Below are 21,819 nucleotides of genomic sequence, written 5' to 3'. Positions count from 1 at the left end.
AACTATTTTATCACTTTTTGTATCCACTTCCAATAAAAACCTATCACGATAAAAGCAAACCCTAACATGCACGTTATCATCCACAACGGCATTCCCCATTCAAACAGCGCACCAATGGCAAAAGAGACCAAGGTACATACGCCCATAAAGACCATATCGTTATAAGCGATCACTCTGCCATAAAATTCGGCATCTGTTTCATACTGTAAAAGCGTATAGGTGTACGACCATAACGTTGTTGTAAAAAGCCCACAAAGAAAGATACCTACAAAGCTCAGGTAAAAATCATATTGCAAAATGCCCCAAAGAATAATGCTCACACCTTGCGCAATGAAGAGATAAAAGAGACTGTTTTGATTGATATAACGGCTGAGTACAAATTGTCCTAGCACTTGAGAAAATGCACGAGAAGCATTGATAAATCCCATAACTAATGCAATCGATAAAAGATGTTTGTACTCATGATCTGCTAAAAGCGCAATAAGAGCATCGTACGCAGTAAAGCCAATACTGGCATGAAGAAAAATAAGATGCATGATCTTTGGATTCTCTTTAATATAGATAAACCCACTCCAAATCAGTGCCCTTACATGTAACGTATTTTTACTTACCAAAGAGGGAATATCTAGACCCAAAAGCAGATAAAAACCTACGCCATACAAAATCATATCGGCAATAAAAGCACTCGTCGTTCCAAAATAATGGATGTAAAAGCCAGATGCTGCCATACCAAGAGCATAGGAGGTTGACCAAATAATAGAGTGAATTTCATTGGCAATTTTCAGCTCTTTATCACTTAAAATTTTTGGTAAAAGAGACATCTCCGTTTGGAAATAGATGCTCCCTGTTCCCATACGAATAAAAATCAGTCCCAACAACATCCAAAGTGCGTCTAGAGATGTTATAAACATAAGCCAAAATACCGTGACTATCTCTATAGCCGTTAGAAAAAGCATAAACTTTTTGGTATTGACTTTATCAATAATCGCTCCACTAAAAGGTGCTAAAAGCATCGAAGGCAAAAAAGTAAACGCCGCAGCAGCGCTTAGTGCCCATATGGGAGCATCTAAGTTAATCAAAAGTGTATAAATTGCCATATGGCTAAACCAAGCACCAAAATAACAGATCAATTGAATAATACTCAGCCTTAGAAGTGTTACATTTGTACGCAACAATTCTATGTAATGGTTCATTTTATCTCCTAAATTCATTCGGCATCATTGTATCGCTTTTCATTAATAATTTTAAATTTTTTTTTATGCTAAAATAGGCTCGTTAACTCATAAACCTAATAAAAAACAAAAAGGCAATTGTTATGAAAATATCAACGCGAATTTTAATCTCCCTGATACTATCGTTGATAGTCTTAGGAGCTTGTATTATCGGTGTGGCATACACTAACACCAAAAAAAATGCGAACATGTTTATTCAAGAGTATGAAAAGAGTGCCTACTCTTTTTATGAGAATGAACTCAAAACCATTATGGAGATGATGCAACAGACCGCAAACGTTATCTATAAAGTGGAAAAAGCCAAGGGAACATCGGATGAAGAAATCAAAAAAGCTATCTTGGAAAAATTTGATGCCTTACGCTTGTTCGATGATAAAAGTGGGTATATCTTTGTTTATGCCTACAATGGGGACAATGTCTTAATGCCAACCAATAAAGCACTTCAAGGTCAAAATTTCATGGCGCTCAAAGACGTCAATGGTGTTTTTCTTATTAAAGATCTTATCGAAGCGGCTAAAAAAGGTGGTGGTTTAGTCAAATACAACTTTCCCAAAGTAAAAGACGGCAAACCTTTGCCAAAATTCTCTTACGCTCTCTCCTTTGAGCCCTATAACTGGATGATTGGAACAGGTGTATACGTTGATGATGTGGATAAAGAAGTTGACAAACTTCAAAATAGCATTGATGACAATACGGCTTCGCAGATTCGATCGTTTCTTTTGATCTCAGTGGTATTGTTATTACTCAGTCTTGGTGTGACGCTCTTTATCATTACGCGAACGATTTCTAAACCTCTCAACGATTTGATTCAAAGAGCCGATAATCTTTCCAGTGGCGATGGCGATCTAACACGCAAACTTGAAGTCATTGGTAATGATGAAATAGCCATTGCAAGCAGTAGCATTAACCGTTTTATCGAAAAAGTGCGTATTTTAATCAGTGAGGCCAAAAACCTCTCCAATGAAAACTCGTCTATTTCCCATGAACTCTCTTCTACTTCACTCGAAGTGGGTCGATCCGTTGAAACATCCATGCAAATTGTGGGCAACACGACGTCAAAAGCACATGTATTAAAAGATGAACTAGAAGAAGGTATATCCGAAGCTAAAGAGGGAAAAACAGAACTTCTAAAGGCCAATGATTTTCTTAAAGATGCAAACAGTGCCATTTTGGAGCTCACCAAAGATATTCAAAGCAGTGCCGCAACAGAGGTTGAATTAGCACATCGCATCCAACAGTTAAGCGTAGACGCCAGTCAAGTGAAAGATATCTTGGTTGTCATTGGCGATATTGCCGATCAGACCAATTTGCTAGCTCTTAATGCCGCCATTGAAGCAGCACGTGCAGGTGAACATGGACGTGGTTTTGCTGTGGTTGCGGATGAAGTACGAAAGCTCGCAGAACGCACTCAAAAAAGCCTTCAAGAGATCAATGCGACCATCAATGTCATCGTTCAAGCTATTATGGATAGTAGCGATCAAATGACTTCAAATTCCAAAAAAGTAGAGTCTTTGGCAACTACGGCTAGTGATGTCGAAACTAAAATTAATAATATGTTTCATGTTATGAATAACGCCACTTCACTTTCGGACAAGACAACAGAAAATTACCTCAAAACAGGTATTGATATAGAGTCTATGATAGGAAATATCACCCAGATTAACGATATTTCCAGCCAAAATGCAAGAAGTGTTGAAGAAATTGCCAGTGCGGCAGAACATCTAAGTCGTATGACCGAAACACTCAACCTTAAACTCTCAGAATTTAGAACGTAAATAGCTTTACATGTAAAGATTTAGCATGCGTGCTAAATCTTTACCCAATGCTTTTTTAACACGCTATGTTCCTTTCCCGTCAATCATTATTTGACTCTCTTTCCTTCCTCATTATTTTAATAAAATTGGATTATATTTTGTGTTACAATGAACATTAATAGCCTTAAAGGAGGAAAAATGAAAATTTCAACACGCATTTTAATTTCTCTCATCCTATCACTGCTTGTCTTGGGCGCTTGTTTAATTGGTATTTCTTATACCAATACAAAAAGCAATGCAGGGATGTTCGTGAGCGATTATGAAAAGAGTGCCTATTCTTTTTATGAAAATGAACTCAAAACCATTATGGAGATGATGCAACAGAGTGCTCAGGCAATCTATAAAGCTGAGAAAGCAAAAGGGACACCCGATGAAAAAATTAAAGAAGCTATTGTCTCGCAACTTGATGGACTTCGCTTTTTTGATGACAAGAGTGGTTATCTTTTTATCTATGAATCCGATGGAACCAATGTTATGCTTCCAACCAATAAATCACTCCAAGGTAAAAACCTAAGCACCCTCAAAGATGCCAATGGGGTCTTTTTTGTTAAAGAACTCATCGAAACTGCCCAAAAAGGCGGAGGTCTTGTGAAGTACTTTTTCCCAAAAATCAAAGACGGACAACCTTTCTTAAAATATGCATATGCCGTACCTTTTGAGCCTTATAAATGGATGATGGGAACAGGTATTTACGTCGATAATGTCGAAGCCGAAGTCGGTAAACTCAAAACGCAGATTGGAGATAATGTTGCTTCCCAAATTCGTTCTTTTTTACTTATCTCTTTAGTCTTAGTTATTTTGAGTATTGTGGCTACCGCCATTATCATCAAAAAAACCATTTCCAATCCGCTTAATGATCTTATCGACAAAGCAGATAACCTCTCCAGTGGCGATGGTGATCTAACACGAAAGCTTGAAGTTGTTGGCAATGATGAAATTGCACAAGCCAGTACAAGTATCAACCGTTTTATTGAAAAAGTACGCATTTTAATTAGTGAGGCTAAAAACCTCTCCAATGAAAACTCGTCTATTTCACATGAACTCTCTTCTACTTCTTTGGAAGTCGGACGAGCCGTTGAAACATCCATGCAAATTGTTGGCAATACCACATCAAAAGCAACAACACTGAAAAATGAGATGACGACAGGTATGGGGGAAGCCAAAGCTGGCAAAGAAGAGCTTCTTAAAGCCAATGATTTTCTAAAAGATGCTAACAGTGCGATTTTGGAGCTCACCAAAGATATTCAAAACAGTGCTTCAACCGAAATTGAACTAGCACACCGTGTCCAACAGCTAAGTTCAGATGCAAATCAAGTGAAAGACATCTTGGTTGTGATTGGCGATATTGCCGATCAGACTAATTTACTAGCGCTTAATGCCGCCATTGAAGCAGCGCGTGCAGGAGAACATGGACGTGGTTTTGCTGTGGTTGCGGACGAAGTACGCAAACTTGCTGAACGTACTCAAAAAAGCCTTCAAGAGATCAATGCGACCATCAATGTTATCGTTCAAGCCATTGCAGACAGTAGCGATCAGATGACATCAAATTCTAAAAAAGTAGAGTCCCTTGCAACTACGGCCAGTGAGGTTGAGACAAAGATAAACAATATGTTCCACGTCATGGGCAACGCAACAAAAGTTTCGGATAAAACAGCCGAGAACTATCTTAAAACGGGTTCTGACATTGAGTCCATGATGAATGATGTTTCGCAAATCAACGACATCTCTTCTCAAAATGCGAGAAGTGTTGAAGAGATTGCTAGTGCGGCTGAGCATCTGAGTCGTATGACTGAGACCTTGAACCTCAAACTTTCTGAGTTTAGAACCTGATGAGTGTAGACGAATGAACGCTGATTTTTCAATTGTTTCGACAGCCATACTTTTATTTTTTGTGATTGATCCTTTTGGAGCAGTACCCGTCATCCTCTCTATTCTCAAAGACGTGGACATGCAACGCAAAAGAATTATTATTATCCGTGAAATGCTTTTTGGTCTTGGGATTTTGATGCTCTTCCTCTTTGGAGGAGAGCTCTTTTTGAATATTTTTCACTTGGAGACAGAGTCTGTACGCATCGCAGGAGCCGTCATCTTTTTTGTGATTGGTATAAAGATGATTTTCCCTGGAGTTGAAGGGAGTAGCGGGCTCTACGGCTCATCCAAAGAGCCATTTATGGTACCCATCGCTATGCCCCTCATTGCAGGACCTTCAACACTCGCGACTCTTTTAGTGCTGGGTAAATCTCACACAGATCAGCTTGGTAATCTTTTTATGGCGCTTGTGTTAGCATGGTTTGCTTCAGCACTCATTATGTACCTTTCTCCCATGCTTTATAAACTGCTGCGTGAAAAAGGACTTTCAGCCCTTGAGCGCCTCATGGGAATGCTTCTTTTGATGATGTCTGTACAGATGTTCATCGATGGTATACGAGGACTGATTCACACTTTTTGAGTTTTACATGTAAAGGATTTGGCTACTTGAGCAAATCCTTATACTCATGCTTAAAGTGTTGCACTTTAGGTGAAACTACAAACATACAATAGCCTTGGTTGGGATTGTTTTTGAAATAGTCTTGATGGTACGCTTCTGCTTTGTAAAAAACTTCCAAAGGTTTTATTTCGGTGACAATAGGTTTGGTAAATTTACTCGCAAATTCTTTCACCGAAGCCTCAGTTTTCTCTTTTTGCTTTTCATCATGGTAAAAAATAACGGAGCGATATTGTGTACCTACGTCATTTCCTTGACGATTAAGTGTTGTTGGATCGTGTATGAGCCAAAAGATTTTTAGCAGTGCTTCATACGAAATGATGTTAGGATCAAACGTCACTTGAACCACCTCAGCGTGCCCTGTGGTGCCACTGCTGACCTGCTCATAGCTTGGATTGTGAAGTGTTCCTCCTGCATAACCACTCACGACATCAATCACTCCGCGTGTCTCTTCAAAAACTGCTTCTAAGCACCAAAAACAGCCGCCACCCAATGTTGCAACTTCGTATTTCATATCTGTCTCCTTTGCACTCACGTGAGTGATAACACTCAGTGAAAGCAGCATTAAAAAGAGTACTTTTTTCATGAACAACTCCCTTTTGCTAAAGATTATAGCATCCATTGATAAAACCTAATCTGTGCCGTTTTGAATAACCTAATTATGTTATAATAACCAAAAAAATAGGGTGTATGTCAAAATGAAAAACAAACCCTCGCTGCAAGTAACACAAACAAACGATGGTTTTACTGTGGCATTGCAGGGCAATTGGGTCAAAGAAGCCGTTCATGCGCTTGATCTGACATTTAATACGCTTACATGTAAACCAAAAGAAACCTACACGCTTGATCTTTCAGAGATCACTGAATTTGACACGCATGGAATTATGCTAATTTTGCATCATGCTAAAAGACTTGAAGCACAGAAGTGTATTGTTTCTAAAGTGGGAGCAAGTGAATCTTTGGAAAAATTACTCACCATTTGTGAACAAAACTATCCACGCGAAAACGTCATTGAAAAAAAAGAGATATTTATTCTCTCCTACCTTGAAAATGTGGGCAAAGATGTCTTTGAAGGTTACAAAACGCTCTCCTCCTTTTTTGCTTTTACAGGAGAGTTAACCCATTATGTAATTGCCGCTTTTTTAAAACCTCTCACTATTCGTCTCAAAGCGACCCTTTATCACATCGAACAAAGTGGCGCTGGTGCGCTTCCTATTATCTTGTTGACCTCATTTTTAATTGGTATTGTTATCGCTTATCAAGGAGCAACCCAATTAGAAAAATTTGGTGCAAACATATTCATTGTCGAAATGGTGACTATTTCCGCGGTACGTGAACTTGCACCGCTTTTAACAGCAATCGTTGTTGCAGGACGAAGTGCTTCAGCCTACACAGCGCAAATTGGTGTTATGAAAATCACCGATGAAGTGGATGCCATGAGTTCCATGGGTTTTTCACCTTGGAATTTTTTAGTGTTACCTCGTCTGTTTGCACTGATTATTTCTTTACCTCTTTTAGTCTTTTTTGGGGACATTGTCTCTGTTTTTGGCGGGATGGTGATAGCTTCAACAAAGCTCGATGTCAGTTTTGTTGAATTTATTGATCGCATTAAGGAGACGGTAGCACTTAAACATTTAATTATTGGGTTGATCAAAGCACCTATTTTTGGCTGTGTCATTGCAACTATTGGTTGTTTTCGTGGCTTTCAGATCGATAGTAGCACCGAAAGTGTTGGTAAATACACAACGATTAGTGTCGTCAATGCTATTTTTTGGGTTATCGCTATTGATGCAATTATCTCTGTACTTCTAACGGAGATGGGCTTATGAAGAACCACGTCGTTATTGAAGCTAAAGAGATTGTGACCTCTTTTGGGAAGAATGTCATCCATGATGGAGTTAGCTTCAAAATCCAAAAAGGAGAAATTTTTGGGCTTCTAGGCGGTAGTGGTAGTGGTAAAACAACACTGCTTCGCGAAATGATTATGCTTCAAAAGACAAGCGCAGGGCAGATGCTTGTCTTGGGAACAGATGTCAGGACAACCTCTTTTAAAATGGCTCAGAAACTTAGGCAAAAGTGGGGAGTGTTATTTCAATTTGGCGCTCTTTTTACCTCTTTAACGATTTTAGAAAACGTAACCATTGCGATGCGTGAATATACAGATCTACCCGATTGGCTCATTGTTGAGTCTGCTTTGATGAAGCTTTCCATGGTAGGACTCCCCCCTAAAGTTGCTTCGATGTATCCTTCGGAACTCAGTGGTGGTATGAAAAAAAGAGCAGGCTTAGCACGTTCCCTTGCGCTTGATCCTAAATTACTTTTTTTGGATGAGCCAACCTCTGGTCTTGATCCACAAAGTGCGCGAGCTTTTGATGAACTCATTGTAACCCTTCGCGATACACTGGGCATTACGGTTGTTATGGTTACGCACGATAAAGACACCATTGCAACTGTATTAGATCGTTTTGTTATACTAGGGAACAAAAAAGTGCTGTTTGAAGGAAATATGGAGCTTTTAAAGCAGACGACCAACGATGAGTTGAAAAAATTTTTAAGTTGAGGCAAAAATGGAAAATAGACTAAGTTATATTTTAGTAGGCGCATTTATTTTTGTGTTGCTCATCGGAGGTGTTTTTTCAATTCTTTGGCTAGGAAACTACTCCGATAAAGGTACCTTTAAATTTTACAGAGTTGCCACAAAAGAGTCTGTTTCAGGGCTCAATGAAAAAGCTCCTGTCAAGCTTCGAGGTGTCCAAATAGGTGAAGTACGCACCATCACCATCAACCCTAAAAATGCTGAAGAGGTTTTAGTCACCATTCGCGTTCAAGATGATGCACCTATCAAAGAAGATACCTATGCTGCTATTGAAGCGCAAGGTATTACAGGACTTAGTTTTATTCAACTCCAAGGTGGAACCAATGAAGCCAAAGATCTTAAAACAAGCGGGAAGGTAGAAGAATACGGCATTATCTATTCACGTCCGTCCACTTTTTCAAGACTTGATAAGACCATTACCTCGTTAAGCACAAAAGCTGAGATGATTTTTGAACGAGCTGAGAGTATTATGAGCGAGAAGAATGTTAGAAATCTTGAGATTATCATCGAAAACAGTGCGAAAATAGCTGAATCTACCAGTAAAACAATGGCAAACATCGAAGCCCATAACAAAGAAATCAACCAACTTTTACTAGAAGCAACGGCTGCGGCAAAAGGGGTCAAAGATATGTCATATTCACTCAGCTCTGCGATCGATAATACAGGTATAGACACCATGAATAAAGTCAAAGAAGCGTCTCAAAGCGTCTCCACAGTTATGGGAGGGCTTCATCAAAAGTTAGACAAAGGCTCATTTGATGTCGATATTTTAGTAAAAGAAAACCTGATTCCACTTCAACAAACCCTTCAAGAATTACATGTACTCGTCAATGAAACCAAAGATCTGGTTAGTAACCTCAAAGATAGTCCGAGCGATCTTCTCTTCAAAGAAGGGAGTATCAATCCTGCTCCAAATGAACGATAAAGGAAATATGATGAAAAGCTTACTTCTAGCCCTAACCACGCTTTTACTCTTTAGCGGTTGTAGTGTGAAAGAGACAACACTCAAACCTTATAACTATACATTAGAGCCTATGTTGAAATTGGAGTCTTTTAGTGTACATAACAAAGATGTGCTCAAGGTTGCTTATATCGATGCTCCTAGCGGTCTCAATTCCAGAGCCATTGCATACAAAAAAGATGGTGCTTTGCAACCGTACAAATATGGTACATGGAGCGAAACACCTCCTTTGAAATTTCAATACCTCATCACCGAAGCATTGCAAGATCAACATCACTTTGAGTCTGTCATTTCAGGTACTTCCATGGCATCTAATAACCTTGTGTTAGAGCCTGTTCTTCAAAATTTTGAAGAAGTTTTTCGTGAAGATGGAACCTCCTATGCCTATGTAAGCATCCGTTTTCGCCTTGTTGAAATTAAAACAGGTGAAGTGCTAGGAAGCGTTAAACTCTCATCTAAAAAAGATGTCACCAATACAAACGGTGCAGCAGGTGCAGTAGAGGCGTTTAACGTTGCAACCGCTGATGTTATCAAAAGTCTCTCACTATGGATCAATGGAATTCGCAAATAAAAATGAAAAAAATCCTCTTTGTCTGGTTACTCGTACTCTCTACACTTTGGGCAAAAACTGATTTTAGTGAGATGAGTACAGAAGAATTAATAGCCCTTATTGGGTATATTGATCCATCCAAAGAGGAACGTTTATATGAGGAACTTGATACACGTTTAGATCAAATGAGTGAAACGCAAAAAGCACTTTATGAAGAAGATAAAAAAAGAAGAGATAATGCCCAAAACTAAATTGCTTCTTTTAGAAGATGACACCAATCTAAGTGAAACGGTGTGTGAGTTCTTAGAGTCCAAAGGCTATGAAGTCACGCCTGTGTACGATGGAACGGAGGCTGAAGAGATTATCTACGAGCACCATTTTGATCTTTTTTTACTCGATGTCAATGTCCCTTCCCTCAATGGCTTTGAGCTTCTTTCAAAAGTACGCAAAGAAGGCAACACAACCCCTGCTATTTTTCTCACATCTCTCAATGCCATCGAAGATTTGGAACATGGTTATGAGAGTGGTTGTGATGACTATTTGCGCAAACCTTTTGCCCTTAAAGAGCTGCTCTTTCGCATAGAAACCATTGTAAAGCGTGAGTTTTTTCACGCGCCTAGCCCTAAAATACGCATTGATGGAAGTATAGAGTACGACTCACTGGGTAACCAACTGTTAGTTCAAAATAAAGTTGTTCAACTTCAAAATAAAGAAGCGAAACTACTCAAACTCTTTTTACAAAAGAAAAATGAAATCATTAGCCATGAGATGATTATGGCACATTTGTGGGAATACGACGAACAAGGTAGTGACGATACTCTTCGCACTTACATTAAGAACCTTCGTAAAATTATGGGGAAGGATCGCATTGTTAGCATTAAAAAATTGGGATATAAATTTACGCTCGCGTGAGAAGAAAACGCTAAGATCGTTTTTGTTTCTCTACGCTTTTTTAGCACTGCTCATTTTAGCGTTCGTGGCTTTTTTGTACTATGGCTTGGAGCGTGACTTGATGCTTCAAAACCAAAGAGAAGCCCTTTCCAATCTTACGAATGAACAAATTGTACGGCTAAAATCTTTACATGTAAACCTTGACAAAGAACAAACGTATCCTAGAGATGAGCGTTTTAACTCTGCCATTTATGATAGTAGCCTCAAACAAATCTTCTCAACGCTCAGTACAACTAAAGTTAATTTGTATGAAGATATATACCTTAAAAACGCTCACATCTACTTTATCAAAGAGCTAGAGTCCTACTACTTGGGTGCGCGTTACATTGTCATAGAGGTGAATGCACCACATTCATGGGATAAAAAAGTTTTTCGCAAACTTTTGATTTATGGTGCTGTCATTTTTGGTATTTTAGTGGTTATAGGTTACTTTTTACTGGGTCTTTTACTCCGTCCCATGAGAGACACTATCTCGCTCTTGGATCGCTTCATCAAAGATACCACACACGAACTGAACACACCTGTAAATGCCATTCTTTCTAATATTGAGATGATCGACACACAAGCACTGGATGAAAACTTGGCAAAAAAGATCAAACGTATTACTATTGCATCCAAAACTATTTCCAATCTTTACGATGATCTCACCTATTTGGTACTCTCACATCAAATTCTTTCACAAGATGTTGAAGTCGATCTCAAATTGCTCATTGAAGAGCGCATAGAGTACTTCTCACTGCTCTTTGAATCTAAGAAAATTGCGCTAAGTATTGAACTTCAAGAGGGTGTTGTACTCACGATTGACCGTAAAAAAATTGCAAAACTGCTCGATAATATTCTCTCCAATGCCATTAAATACAATAAAATAGGTGGAACAATTCATATAAGCCTTACCGAACATGGCATTGAAATACGTGATGGTGGAAGAGGCATCGAAAAGAGTAAAATAAACCAAGTCTTTGAGCGCTATTCACGCTTTGATCGCAGTGTTGGAGGCTTTGGTATAGGGCTTAGTATTGTGGCTAGCATTGCTAAAGAGTATGCTTTACATGTAAAGATAGATTCGATACTAGAAGAAGGAACAACAGTGAGGATTACATGGTAAAAAAAGCCTTTATTTTCATACTGCTTGCCTCTTATCTTAGTGCAAAAACAGGTGTATATGAAAAAAATTGCATCCCCTGTCATGAAGATATGGCTGTTAAAATTGACAAATTTTTTTACCGCTATTTACTTAAATACAGCAGTGAGGTAGAAGTCAAACGTGCCATGAGCCACTATCTGAAAAATCCAAAAGCTGAAAATTCTATTTTGGTGGATGGGCTCATTAATCGCTTTGGGGTCAAGAAAAAAACAACCCTTAGTGATGCAGAACTCCAAGAAGCTCTCGATAGCTACTGGGATAAATACAAAGTTTTTGATAAATTAAAATAATTACTTTTTTATTTCACAATAAATTCACTTTATATTTATATAATTCATCTATTATTTGTATAAGGAGTTACAATGAAGAAAGTATTGTTTTTGGTAAGTCTTGTATATGCTACTTCCATTTTTGCAGCAGATGCAGAAACACTTTTTAAAACCTGTGCGACCTGTCACGGGGCAAAAGCGGAAAAATCAGCACTCAATAAATCGCAAATTATTGCGGGTTGGGATGCTGCTAAAATCACAGCTGCGCTTAATGGTTACAAGGAAGGTACGTATGGTGGTCCATTAAAAGGAACCATGACACCTCAAGTCAAGAATTTAAGTGCTGATGACATTAAAGCACTTGCAGGGTACATCTCTACGATCAAATAACCTCTATGAAGGGATTTATTTCCCTTCATTTTCTTCTCACCTTCTCTTTATTTTCAAGTACTCTTTTAGCACTCATGCCTTTTCTACTGACCTACTATTCTTTCTGCTCTAAATTTAAAACGCCAATTCAACTTGAAGTAGGAAAGCTAATCGCCAAATTAGCGTGTTCAAATTGCCATGCGCTGGAGAAAGGTGCTGCCTATAAACCATTTGCCAGATCGCTTCCTTGCGCAAGATGTAGCAACAATAGAAATCATTCTCACAGATTTATTGTTGCTGGTGTGCGCAATTATATACCACCTATCAAATTAGCAGAACATGAAACAAAAGTACTAGCAGCCTGGCTTACTACTCAAAATTAATAGGAGAAAACTATGGATCTCTCTCTTGTGTTAAATTCTCTTCGCGATCCTAGGGTAGTACTCTTTTATACCATTTGCAGGGCATATGAAAAAAAATTATGATCAAAACTGGTATGTCACTAACACGCTCTATCACAAGGCCATTCTAGCCTTGTGGCTCCTTACATGTAAGCATGAATCAAACCAAATCCCCAGACAACGACAAAAATCACAATACTTAAAAAAACAACGGCACTGCCTGCATCTTTGGCGCGTCCTGCCATCTCGTGATATTCTAAAGTGACCAAATCAGTCACACGTTCAATCGCACTGTTAATCGCTTCTGCCATAGGAATCCCCACAAGCGCAATAAACATTACCAATTTATACAAAAGGTCCAATGGAAGTACACACAAAATAGGAAGTAAAATGAGTACGAGCACCAACTCTATTTTAAACGAGGTCTCATTCGCAATCATATCTTTGAGTCCATTAATCGCATACGTTGTATTTTTGAAAAAGTGATATTTAGGTTGGTTTCTCACACTAAGCCTTTATTTTTGTTGGTATATTAGTATATCTTTTGTCGGATCATAGAGCGCTGTTTGAATACCCATCACACCTAAAATAGTATGAAAAAGATTATCATGTGAGTATTCTTGTGATGCTTTTTGTGCAATAGCCTGTGTATTAATACGCTCTTTACTTTTTGCACCAAACCACATAAGTGCGCCTACATGTGTCTGCTCATCCGGTGCCATAAAGTAAGGAATACCATGCAAATAAAGCCCTTTTTCACCCAAAGATTCACCATGATCTGCCATATAAATCATAGCTGTTTGAAAATTTTGGTCATTTTGTTTTAAAAAGGTAATGGTTTTAGAGAGAAAATAATCAGTATATAAAATGGCATTGTCATACGCATTGCCAATCTCTTCTGCACTGCATTTTTCAACTTGATTGGTTTGACACGTCGGAGTAAATTTTTCAAAAGCTTTAGGGTAGCGTTTATAATACGCTGGTCCATGATTACCCATCTGATGCAGGACGATTACGATATCACCTTTTTGAGCATTAACGTACTCTTGAAGCCCCACGAGCATCCCTTCATCACGGCACTCATCTTCACATAGCGTATTGTTTTGGCTCGTTTTATAATCTTGATAGTCTACTCTTAATGCAACACCCTTTGAGTCAGAGTTATTGTCACGCCATAAGATACTTGTACCACTACGTTTAAGTACATCAATGACATTTTCACGTGCTTTTGCTTCTTTGTCGGTATAATTTTTACGCTCTAATCCAGAAAACATACATGGCACTGAAATAGCCGTTGATGTCCCACATGAATAGAGATTAGAAAAATTGATAATATCTTCTTTTTGCAACAAAGGATTTGTTGGTCTTTCGTATCCATTGAGTGAAAAACGATTTGCTCGTGCAGCTTCACCAACGACGACAATCGTCAATTTACGGCTACTACTTTCTATTTTTTTAGCATCTAATCCAATTTGCTTTAGGGTTGTCTCTTTTTGATAAAAACTGTTATAGACATATTTACCCGCCGAATAAAGGCAGAAAGTTGGATTGGTGTAATAGCGCAAAGGCTTATGTTCTCTAAAAAACGAAGTGTAAAAACGATTAAAGGCAAAAAGGATGACCGCAATGAGTATAAGTGCTATACCTATACTTTTTACTTTTCCCCAAACCTCTTTTTTGAAACTTCCATAAGCAACGGGTAGGCGATAAATTATGAAAGAAGGTATAACACCTAAAAAGAATAAATAACCCAAAAGCTTCAGATTTATAAGATCCATGGACTCATTAATGTTCGTTTCCACTGCATTTTGAATCATTGATTCATCAAGAATTACATTGTAAGTATTCATAAAATAGTTCGTCAATGAGGCAATCAAAACCAACGCTATCAAAAGTGGTTTAAGGGTATAACGAGAACTCAGTAGGGTCACGAACAACGTAATAACAGATGCTAAAAAAACTCCTAATGAAATCAAAAAGCCAAGATTTGAAATAGAAAGCTCATAAACTTGTGTCACGTGCTTAAAAAAAGATATATTATCGGCAAGCACTAAGAAAAGTGCTACGATCACCGTTAGCCTAGAACTGGTTAGTTTAAATTGCATTTATTCTCACTTCGAGTTTCTTTTTACATGTAAAGTATAGTTTAGTTTTTTAAACAGATGTTCCGAGCAAGATACCATTTAACAATTGCCATCGTCGAATAGCTCATTTCTCGCTGCTCAAAAGGAATCGAGCAAATACGCATTTTAGAACTTACCACGCCACTGACCAGCGTAAGAAAAAGAAAAAAAGCGATGCCTATCCAAAGATTATAAACATAGCCTAGCCAAATCCCAACGATAATTGGAGTATACGTAAGTGCGCCATAAAGACTAAACATCGCTATACGGCACCAAAATCCTTTTATCTTAGGAATAATCTCAATAATAGGTGGGATTTGATCCATGGGTTACTTAAGATTCGTAAAATTCACAGGGAAGTCAAAATCACATCCGCGAATCGCTTTAATCGCTTCTTGTAAATCATCAATCGCTTTACCTTCAACACGTACGACATCGCCACGAATGGAAGCTTGCACTTTGAGTTTAAGCTCTTTAATCTCTTTGACGATCTTTTTTGCATCATCACTGGAAATGGCATCCACAATACTCACAGTAACTTTCGTTTTATTGCCACCTGCCACTTCACGTTTAGTCTCTTTGAGTGCTTTAGAAGAGATATCCCGCTTAATGGCTTCTGAAATTAACGCCTCTACCATTGCATCGGCTTTACTATCACTGGTTGTCAACAATGTAACGGTTTTAGCTTTTTCATTGTGATCAAACTCACACGTAATACCCTTAAAATCCCATCGATTTGTAATGACTTTTTTAGCTTGCTCATACGCATCTTTAAACTTTTGTTTATCGATTTCTGCAGTAATGTCAAAGCTATGCTCTTTTGCCATTTTTTCTCCTTATTGTCTTAAAAATTCTTTGATATTTTCACCCACTTGTCGCATCAGTTCTGTTCTTGCTTCAATACTTGCCCATGCAATATGCGGCGTAATAATTAAGCGTTCAGGATGCTTTACATGTAAAAGTGGATGATGCTCAACCATTGGCTCAACCGCCAACACATCAAGCCCTACATAAATCTCTTTCGTATCAATGACTTCGCGTAAATCATCTTCATTAACGATGCCTCCACGACCAACATTGACTAAAATAGCACCTTTTTTCATCATAGTTAACTGCTCTTTAGCAATTAAATTTTTTGTGTTTTCATTAAGAGGTGCATGAATCGAAATAACATCGCATGTTTGCATCATAACATCAAGACTAACACGTTCATAATGGCTGTCACTATTGGCGCCACTGGTAGAATAAAAAACAACCGTTGAACCAAAGGCAGAAGCAATTTTTGCCACTTCTTTACCAATCGTACCAAAGCCAATTATACCCCAACGTTTACCCTTAAGTTCCCAAAAAGGTCGATCAATATGCGTATACATAGGGCTTTTAATCCAACTGCCTGATTTTACAAACTGGTCATAATAACCACACTGCTCTAAAAGGCTCAGAACAAGCATAAATGTGGTTTGTGCTACCGATGCAGTTGAATACCCTGCAACATTTTTAACCACAATGCCTTTTTGCTTTGCATATTCCAAATCAACATTATTCATACCTGTAGCCGTAATGCAAATAAGCCCTAAATTAGGGCATGCATCCATGACTTCTTTATCAATAACAACTTTATTGGTAAGGATTATCTTTGCATCACCAATGTGCTCAACTCTCTGTGATAACGCCGTAGTTGCAAAGGTTTCAAACAGTCCAAACTGCTGAAAAATACTCAAATCCGCATCATCACCTAATGTCTTGGCATCTAAAAAAACAATTTTCATCGTTTAGTCCTTTATACGGTGTCCCACAAATTTTGAGAAGTTCTCCATAATGAGCCCTCCTCGCCTAAACCCAAGCCCACATCCTTCATAAGCAAAGAAAACACCTGCTTGGTATGATTTACCTTCGCCATCTTTTGGAAGTTCCACATATTCTTGATAGATCGGTTTATAATTGCCATAATCACCTTCTGTTTTAACAATAACAGACATGTCAGCATCATAGATAACCGTATTAGCACCTTCTCTTCCAAACGCTCTTTTTTCAACTTGTTTTTTATCTTTTAACGGTGCATAAGAGGTTTCGAGTAATAGTGGATGATTGGGGAAAAGATCCCATAGTACTTTCATAAACGCTTTACTTTGAAACAGAAGCGCATAGGCAGGATTTAAGATAATGGCCTTTTGTTCACGAACAATTTCATCTAAAAGCAGTGCCAAATCGCCCTCTTCTATCGCAATATTTTCCCAAGGAACAAGTTTGAACCAATATTCAAAATTTTCATCTCCTTTAAAAATTCCCTCTTTACCATTAAATCCTACCTCATCGACATAGGCAAAATCCGTATGAAATCCAGCCTCATTTGCAGCTGTTTGAAGTAATCTAGTGGTATTTTCATCTTCGATATTCCCACGAATGGAAGAGAAAAGAATTCTCCATCCCTCATAATTTTCAGCAAAATCTTCAGTATCCCCACCAAGAACAACAAGACGTTTGAAGTTCTCTTTGAGGGCTTCAAAAAGAGTATTAAACTGTTTTGCTTCATCCATGCCATTGGCTTTGAGCATTGCCCATTGAATAATTGCTGTTTCATACAGTGATGTTGGCGTGTCCGCATTAAACTCTAATAACTTGATAGGCTTCCCATCGACACCACCTGCAAAATCAAAACGACCATACAAATGCCAATGTACATCATTTGCCCATGAATTTTTAATCAATTCTACAAGATTAAACGGAATATTCAGCTCATGAAACAAATTATTGTCGATTACATATTGCCCAGCTTCAGCAAACATATCGTACAACTCATTGGCTGCTTCATAATAGGCTTCTACCTCATTATTATTGACCAGAACTAATTCGTCGGCAACGTAAGATGTTTGATCCGCATCCGTATGCCAATAAAACCCAATTGACTCTAAAAATTCCTTGCTTAACGGCTTGATTTTTTCTACATGTAACATGATTAACTTCCTGAGCTTGTTGGAGTACTTGAACTTGAAGTGCCGCTAGATGAACTGCTACTTCCGGAACCAGAACCAAAAAAGCCACTGCTTTTAGTAGCACTGCTACTCGTTGATGTAGACATAGGTTTATTAAAACTAGAAGTACTACGAGAATAGGCCTGTGGCGATTTATACGTTGTCGCACGCTGATTTTGGTAATTTTGATTGTTAAAAAGTTTATTACCAATCCAGCTACCAATCATCGCACCTGCAATACTTGAGAGTAAAACACCCCCTAGGCCCATTGATCCAGAACTTACTTGAGGATTTGTAAGCGCAGAAGTGTTATTGTCGATCTTCTTTGCCTCTTCTTGTACTAAAGCATCAATTTCTGTTTGCGATAAAATGCGCTCACTGCCATCAGGCTTTCGCACAATGACTCGTGTTGTCGAACTTGGATACTCTTCCGCAATTTTATACTCACCTGTGGCACTTTCATCGACAATAACAAGCGCACCTTGCGTTTTTGCAGCATCCGCTAGAGCATTTTTATTTTCATCTTTTTTTTGGTCACAGCCTTGCATGCTAGCAATGACCATCACCCCAATACCACCGGCAATCATGTAATCTGAAATTTTACGAATATACTTCATCTCTTTTTATTCTCCCAATATCTCTTTAAGCTTTTTCCCTTTTTTGATAAAAAGCTTGCCATCTTTGTCCATCACATCATTGAGTTGACCTACTTTTTTACCAATCTTATCGCTGATGTGTTGCTTCTCTTTTTTAGAAAACCCTTTTTCTTTAAGGTAGCTTCGTAGATCTCTCCAGTCACTGTAGGATTCAAACATATCTTCCACGACCCTACTCTCATCGTCTTCATCGAGAACATCTGCTTCTTCAAAGAAAAAAGGTGTCGCAGTGGAACTTTTTGGTGTAGGAATATTTGTAGAAGACGTATTGGTTGTTACTGTCTCGGCTCCAGTATGTGTAATTTGACGATTAGCCAATGTCAAAATGGCTTTAAGTTGCTCATCTCTCTCTTTGTAAATCATCTCTATTTTTTCTTTAGATTCAATCAAAAGGCGCTCTTTATCAGCAATAAGGCGCTCTTTATCAGATTCTAGTTTTTCATTTTTGAGTTTCATCTCTTCCAGTTGAACTTTTAAAAGCTCCACATAAGCGCTATCGGTAACATTTTCGAGTTTACGTGTATTTGGCCCTTCTTTGAGGCTGCTTTTTGTTAGCAAAATGTATTTCACACCATTTTCAATAACACTTTGCAAAGAGCCTCTTCGTAAACGATTATAGATAGCCTCTTTACTCACACCTAAAAGCTTTGCCGCTTCAATAACGGTTAGTTTTTTATCCATCTTGTAACCCTTTTGCTAACAAAGAGAAATATATTTACATTCATGTTATCATAGGTTTGTTTAGTTTATTTTGAGAAAGTTTTTTGGAGAGTTAAGAGAAGAAGCCAAGAAGCTAACTTCTTGGCTGTGTGTGTTAGAGTCTCGACTCGTAACGGCGAAGCATATAAAGTCTTTTCAACTGTTTTTTACGAGCACTAATTTTATCTTTTTTGCGTTTTTCTGTTGCTGTTTCATAGAAACGTCTTGCACGCACTTCAGTTACAACTAGGTTACGATCAACTTGTTTTTTGAACTTTCTATACGCTTCGTCAAACGAATCGTTAGGATGTACTTTAATTCCTGGCATACTCTATCCACCACCTTTCTGATGAATTTTAAAAATGGATTGTACCCAATTCCTTTTACATGTAAGCTTAACTCATATGATTATTTTTCTTAGATACCATATTTTAATAAAACTGACGTAAAAATTCAATTTAATATTGACTTTCTACGTCAATGTCTGTATACTTTCGTTCACATCAAATGATAAAAAGGTGACATTTTTATGAATATTGTCCTTTTGAAAAATAGAAGTGATGATTTTCCCATCATCGTTCAACAAAAACAGATCCTAAAGTATGCACACCATCATGATCTAAAAATCAATACTACAGAGATCGAAAACTCCGATCCTACACTTGAACTCGAAGAACGAAAAGAGTTCAAAGGATTCTTGCGTTCCCTTTCAAAACATGATCATATTATTATCTTTGATCTTTTCACTTTTTCCAAAAACGTTGAAGAGCTGGTCAAAATTTTTGAATGTTTACTTACACGTTCTATTTCAGTCCATATTGCTGATGTTAATGTTTGTATTCATGTTGACACAAAGCCCTTAGTATTACTTGATTTGCTTGTCAAACAACGTGAACTCAATAAAAAGTTAGACAAAGAAAAAGCCCAAGGAAGACCTAAAGGACGCATGTCCAAATCAAAATTTGATACGTATCGACCTCAAATTATTGAATTCCTTGAAAGCCATACCTCGATTAGTGAAATTGCGAAGATTTTACATGTAAGCCGTACCTCGCTAAAAGACTATGTCAACTCAAGAGGTCTCAAAGAGCTTGTTAAAGCAAAAATTACCCTACTCCAATCATCTCAAAAACAACCACTAACACTTACTAAGTCCCAGGCGACAAAAGAGTGTTCACTCATTAAACAACCTATCGATCAAACAGAAGGATTACACCATGAATTGTAATAGCGATTGCTCAGTTCAACCTATTTATTATAGATTGAAACGCTATATTAGTTTTGGCATTATTACGCTTATTTCCCTTATATTGCCATTTATAACTATAGAAGGAAAACATTTCTTTTTACTCAGTTTTGATAAAAAACAGTTACATCTTCTTTTTACCACGTTTGATATGCAAGAGCTTTACTTAATGCCTTTTGTTATCATGCTTTTTTTCTTAGGTATCTTTTTTATTACAACTCTTGGTGGACGTGTTTGGTGTGGTTGGGCCTGTCCACAAACAATTTTTAGAGTTATCTTCCGTGATCTTATACAAACATCTCTTCTTGGCATACGTAAGAGCCTTAAAAACAAACAAAAAGAGCCTGAAGAGGGACAGATCATTAAACGTATACTCGCTATTCTCATATGGGCATTTTTAGCAGCTTTGGCAGCCTCTAACTTTTTGTGGTACTTCATCCCTCCTGAAGACTTTTTTACTTATCTGAAAGACCCTCTTGAAAATAGTGTAATGTATGGCTTTTTAATCTGCATTACGACGTTTTTAGTATACGATGTTGTTGCGCTCAAAGAGAATTTTTGTGTTTATATCTGCCCTTATGCACGTATCCAATCAGCACTCTTTGATGAAAATACGATTCAAACGATTTATGATGAAAAACGCGGTGGTCAAATTTATGATGCTAAAGGTATTAAGCTAAGCAGTAAGCCTCCTTTAGCAACCGATGATTGTACCGGATGTGAAGCTTGTGTTCGCGTATGTCCAACGCACATTGATATTCGTAAAGGAATGCAGTTAGAGTGTATTAACTGCTTGGAGTGTGCTGATGCATGTACACCAGTTATGGAAAAACTTGGAAAAACTTCTTTGATTACATGGACTAGCTCTAATGCCGCGGAAAAAGGAATCAAAACAGAATATTTCCGTTTTAGAACAATTGCATATATGGTTGCACTGACCATTGCATTAATTGGGCTTTTTGCCATGGGTACGCAAAAAGAATATATGCTTTTAAATATTAATCGCACAAGTCAACTTTATAAAATGGCAGATGATGGTAAAACCGTTGAAAATGTCTACACATTTTTATTTCAAAATACAGACTCTAAAGATCATCTTTACTACTTTGAGGTCTCTCATAGTGACATTAAAATTGATAAACCAAGTGAACCTTTCTTACTTAGTGCTGGTGAAAAAGTAAAAAAAGTGGTCATTCTTGTCTCTGTTCCAAAAGAGCTTAAAGTTGAAGGGGAAGATCTTCCTATTAGCATTAAAGCATTTGCCGTTGATGCAAAAGAAAAGATTGTAGTTGATCGACATACAATCTTCATTTACCCTAAAAAAAGTGATATACGTCCCTAAACACTTATC

At 37.8% G+C, this 21,819-nt stretch carries 26 protein-coding genes; 15 read left to right on the top strand and 11 right to left on the bottom strand.

The genetic code is table 11. The annotated features are described in order from the left end of the window. Window positions 1-2: 2 nt before the first annotated feature. Window positions 3-1,193: an MFS transporter gene (locus tag SAR02S_RS00660; RefSeq protein ID WP_041955953.1), complete on the bottom strand. Its 1,191-nt coding sequence runs from the start codon at window positions 1,191-1,193 to the stop codon at window positions 3-5. A 122-nt stretch (window positions 1,194-1,315) separates the two neighbouring features. Here SAR02S_RS00660 and SAR02S_RS00655 point away from each other — a divergent pair, with 122 nt between their 5' ends. From SAR02S_RS00655 to SAR02S_RS00645, 3 genes are all read left to right on the top strand, one after another. After that, a complete protein-coding gene (locus tag SAR02S_RS00655; protein ID WP_041955951.1) occupies window positions 1,316-3,007 on the top strand; it encodes a methyl-accepting chemotaxis protein in 1,692 nt (563 codons plus the stop codon). Between the two features lie 177 nt (window positions 3,008-3,184). Beyond that, window positions 3,185-4,876: a methyl-accepting chemotaxis protein gene (locus SAR02S_RS00650; protein WP_041955949.1), complete on the top strand. Its 1,692-nt coding sequence runs from the start codon at window positions 3,185-3,187 to the stop codon at window positions 4,874-4,876. Window positions 4,877-4,889: 13 nt separating this feature from the next. Beyond that, the gene (locus tag SAR02S_RS00645; RefSeq protein WP_041955947.1) at window positions 4,890-5,495 is read left to right on the top strand and encodes a YhgN family NAAT transporter; all 606 of its coding nucleotides are present in this window, start codon (window positions 4,890-4,892) and stop codon (window positions 5,493-5,495) included. Window positions 5,496-5,517: 22 nt separating this feature from the next. Here the strand turns inward: SAR02S_RS00645 and msrA are convergent, their stop codons facing one another. Next, the gene (gene msrA / locus SAR02S_RS00640) at window positions 5,518-6,045 is read right to left on the bottom strand and encodes a peptide-methionine (S)-S-oxide reductase MsrA (protein ID WP_041957208.1); all 528 of its coding nucleotides are present in this window, start codon (window positions 6,043-6,045) and stop codon (window positions 5,518-5,520) included. A 184-nt stretch (window positions 6,046-6,229) separates the two neighbouring features. Between msrA and SAR02S_RS00635 the strand changes: the two genes are divergently transcribed. The 10 genes from SAR02S_RS00635 (at window position 6,230) to SAR02S_RS13395 (ending at window position 12,754) form a co-directional block, all read left to right on the top strand. Continuing rightward, window positions 6,230-7,360, top strand: a complete 1,131-nt coding sequence (locus SAR02S_RS00635) for an ABC transporter permease (RefSeq protein WP_041955945.1) — start codon at window positions 6,230-6,232, stop codon at window positions 7,358-7,360. After that, window positions 7,357-8,091, top strand: a complete 735-nt coding sequence (locus SAR02S_RS00630) for an ABC transporter ATP-binding protein (protein WP_041955943.1) — start codon at window positions 7,357-7,359, stop codon at window positions 8,089-8,091. Before SAR02S_RS00635 ends, SAR02S_RS00630 begins: the two co-directional genes overlap by 4 nt. 7 nt (window positions 8,092-8,098) lie before the next feature. Beyond that, complete coding sequence (locus SAR02S_RS00625; protein ID WP_041955941.1) at window positions 8,099-9,052, top strand: MlaD family protein; 954 nt, start codon at window positions 8,099-8,101, stop codon at window positions 9,050-9,052. A 10-nt stretch (window positions 9,053-9,062) separates the two neighbouring features. Next, window positions 9,063-9,659 carry an ABC-type transport auxiliary lipoprotein family protein gene (locus tag SAR02S_RS00620; protein WP_041955938.1) on the top strand — a complete coding sequence of 199 codons (597 nt, stop codon included), beginning with the start codon at window positions 9,063-9,065 and terminating at the stop codon, window positions 9,657-9,659. Between the two features lie 2 nt (window positions 9,660-9,661). Then, window positions 9,662-9,889 (top strand): hypothetical protein, encoded by a 228-nt coding sequence (locus SAR02S_RS00615; protein WP_041955937.1) that lies wholly within the window; start codon window positions 9,662-9,664, stop codon window positions 9,887-9,889. Then, window positions 9,876-10,550, top strand: coding sequence for a response regulator transcription factor (locus tag SAR02S_RS00610; RefSeq protein WP_041955935.1), 675 nt, complete (start codon window positions 9,876-9,878; stop codon window positions 10,548-10,550). The genes SAR02S_RS00615 and SAR02S_RS00610 overlap by 14 nt, the downstream gene beginning before the upstream one ends. 22 nt (window positions 10,551-10,572) lie before the next feature. Continuing rightward, window positions 10,573-11,694 (top strand): sensor histidine kinase, encoded by a 1,122-nt coding sequence (locus tag SAR02S_RS00605; protein WP_232293963.1) that lies wholly within the window; start codon window positions 10,573-10,575, stop codon window positions 11,692-11,694. Continuing rightward, entirely contained in the window at window positions 11,688-12,023 is a 336-nt protein-coding gene (locus tag SAR02S_RS00600) for a hypothetical protein (protein WP_041955931.1), read from the top strand. Before SAR02S_RS00605 ends, SAR02S_RS00600 begins: the two co-directional genes overlap by 7 nt. A 72-nt stretch (window positions 12,024-12,095) precedes the next feature. Continuing rightward, window positions 12,096-12,392: a c-type cytochrome gene (locus SAR02S_RS00595; protein WP_041955929.1), complete on the top strand. Its 297-nt coding sequence runs from the start codon at window positions 12,096-12,098 to the stop codon at window positions 12,390-12,392. Window positions 12,393-12,397: 5 nt separating this feature from the next. Then, window positions 12,398-12,754, top strand: a complete 357-nt coding sequence (locus SAR02S_RS13395) for a hypothetical protein (RefSeq protein WP_156961421.1) — start codon at window positions 12,398-12,400, stop codon at window positions 12,752-12,754. Window positions 12,755-12,915: 161 nt separating this feature from the next. On the opposite strand, the gene SAR02S_RS00590 is transcribed toward SAR02S_RS13395, so the two are convergent. The 9 genes from SAR02S_RS00590 to rpsU form a co-directional block, all read right to left on the bottom strand. Beyond that, complete coding sequence (locus SAR02S_RS00590; protein WP_041955928.1) at window positions 12,916-13,278, bottom strand: diacylglycerol kinase; 363 nt, start codon at window positions 13,276-13,278, stop codon at window positions 12,916-12,918. A 9-nt stretch (window positions 13,279-13,287) separates the two neighbouring features. Then, the gene (locus SAR02S_RS00585; protein WP_041955926.1) at window positions 13,288-14,877 is read right to left on the bottom strand and encodes a phosphoethanolamine transferase; all 1,590 of its coding nucleotides are present in this window, start codon (window positions 14,875-14,877) and stop codon (window positions 13,288-13,290) included. A gap of 41 nt (window positions 14,878-14,918) precedes the next feature. Beyond that, window positions 14,919-15,221, bottom strand: a complete 303-nt coding sequence (locus tag SAR02S_RS00580) for a hypothetical protein (protein ID WP_041955923.1) — start codon at window positions 15,219-15,221, stop codon at window positions 14,919-14,921. A gap of 3 nt (window positions 15,222-15,224) precedes the next feature. Further along, on the bottom strand, window positions 15,225-15,722 hold the full coding sequence (locus SAR02S_RS00575; protein ID WP_041955920.1) for a YajQ family cyclic di-GMP-binding protein: 498 nt from the start codon (window positions 15,720-15,722) through the stop codon (window positions 15,225-15,227). A 9-nt stretch (window positions 15,723-15,731) separates the two neighbouring features. Beyond that, window positions 15,732-16,664, bottom strand: a complete 933-nt coding sequence (locus SAR02S_RS00570; protein ID WP_041955919.1) for a D-2-hydroxyacid dehydrogenase — start codon at window positions 16,662-16,664, stop codon at window positions 15,732-15,734. 3 nt (window positions 16,665-16,667) lie between these two features. Then, the gene (locus SAR02S_RS00565; protein ID WP_041955916.1) at window positions 16,668-17,849 is read right to left on the bottom strand and encodes a glutathionylspermidine synthase family protein; all 1,182 of its coding nucleotides are present in this window, start codon (window positions 17,847-17,849) and stop codon (window positions 16,668-16,670) included. Between the two features lie 2 nt (window positions 17,850-17,851). Then, a complete protein-coding gene (locus SAR02S_RS00560) occupies window positions 17,852-18,484 on the bottom strand; it encodes a UPF0323 family lipoprotein (RefSeq protein WP_041955914.1) in 633 nt (210 codons plus the stop codon). Window positions 18,485-18,490: 6 nt separating this feature from the next. Then, the gene (locus SAR02S_RS00555) at window positions 18,491-19,204 is read right to left on the bottom strand and encodes a helix-turn-helix domain-containing protein (RefSeq protein WP_041955912.1); all 714 of its coding nucleotides are present in this window, start codon (window positions 19,202-19,204) and stop codon (window positions 18,491-18,493) included. Between the two features lie 133 nt (window positions 19,205-19,337). Then, window positions 19,338-19,550, bottom strand: a complete 213-nt coding sequence (gene rpsU / locus SAR02S_RS00550; RefSeq protein WP_025343347.1) for a 30S ribosomal protein S21 — start codon at window positions 19,548-19,550, stop codon at window positions 19,338-19,340. 201 nt (window positions 19,551-19,751) lie between these two features. On the opposite strand from rpsU, the gene SAR02S_RS00545 reads away from it, so the two are divergent. Both SAR02S_RS00545 and ccoG read left to right on the top strand, forming a co-directional pair. Further along, window positions 19,752-20,450 (top strand): recombinase family protein, encoded by a 699-nt coding sequence (locus SAR02S_RS00545; RefSeq protein ID WP_041955909.1) that lies wholly within the window; start codon window positions 19,752-19,754, stop codon window positions 20,448-20,450. After that, window positions 20,440-21,810 carry a cytochrome c oxidase accessory protein CcoG gene (gene ccoG / locus SAR02S_RS00540; protein ID WP_041955907.1) on the top strand — a complete coding sequence of 457 codons (1,371 nt, stop codon included), beginning with the start codon at window positions 20,440-20,442 and terminating at the stop codon, window positions 21,808-21,810. Before SAR02S_RS00545 ends, ccoG begins: the two co-directional genes overlap by 11 nt. Window positions 21,811-21,819 lie beyond the last annotated feature (9 nt).

Source organism: Sulfurospirillum arsenophilum NBRC 109478, assembly GCF_000813345.1.
Classification (GTDB): domain Bacteria; phylum Campylobacterota; class Campylobacteria; order Campylobacterales; family Sulfurospirillaceae; genus Sulfurospirillum; species Sulfurospirillum arsenophilum.
This window is presented reverse-complemented; position numbering and strand designations above follow the sequence as displayed.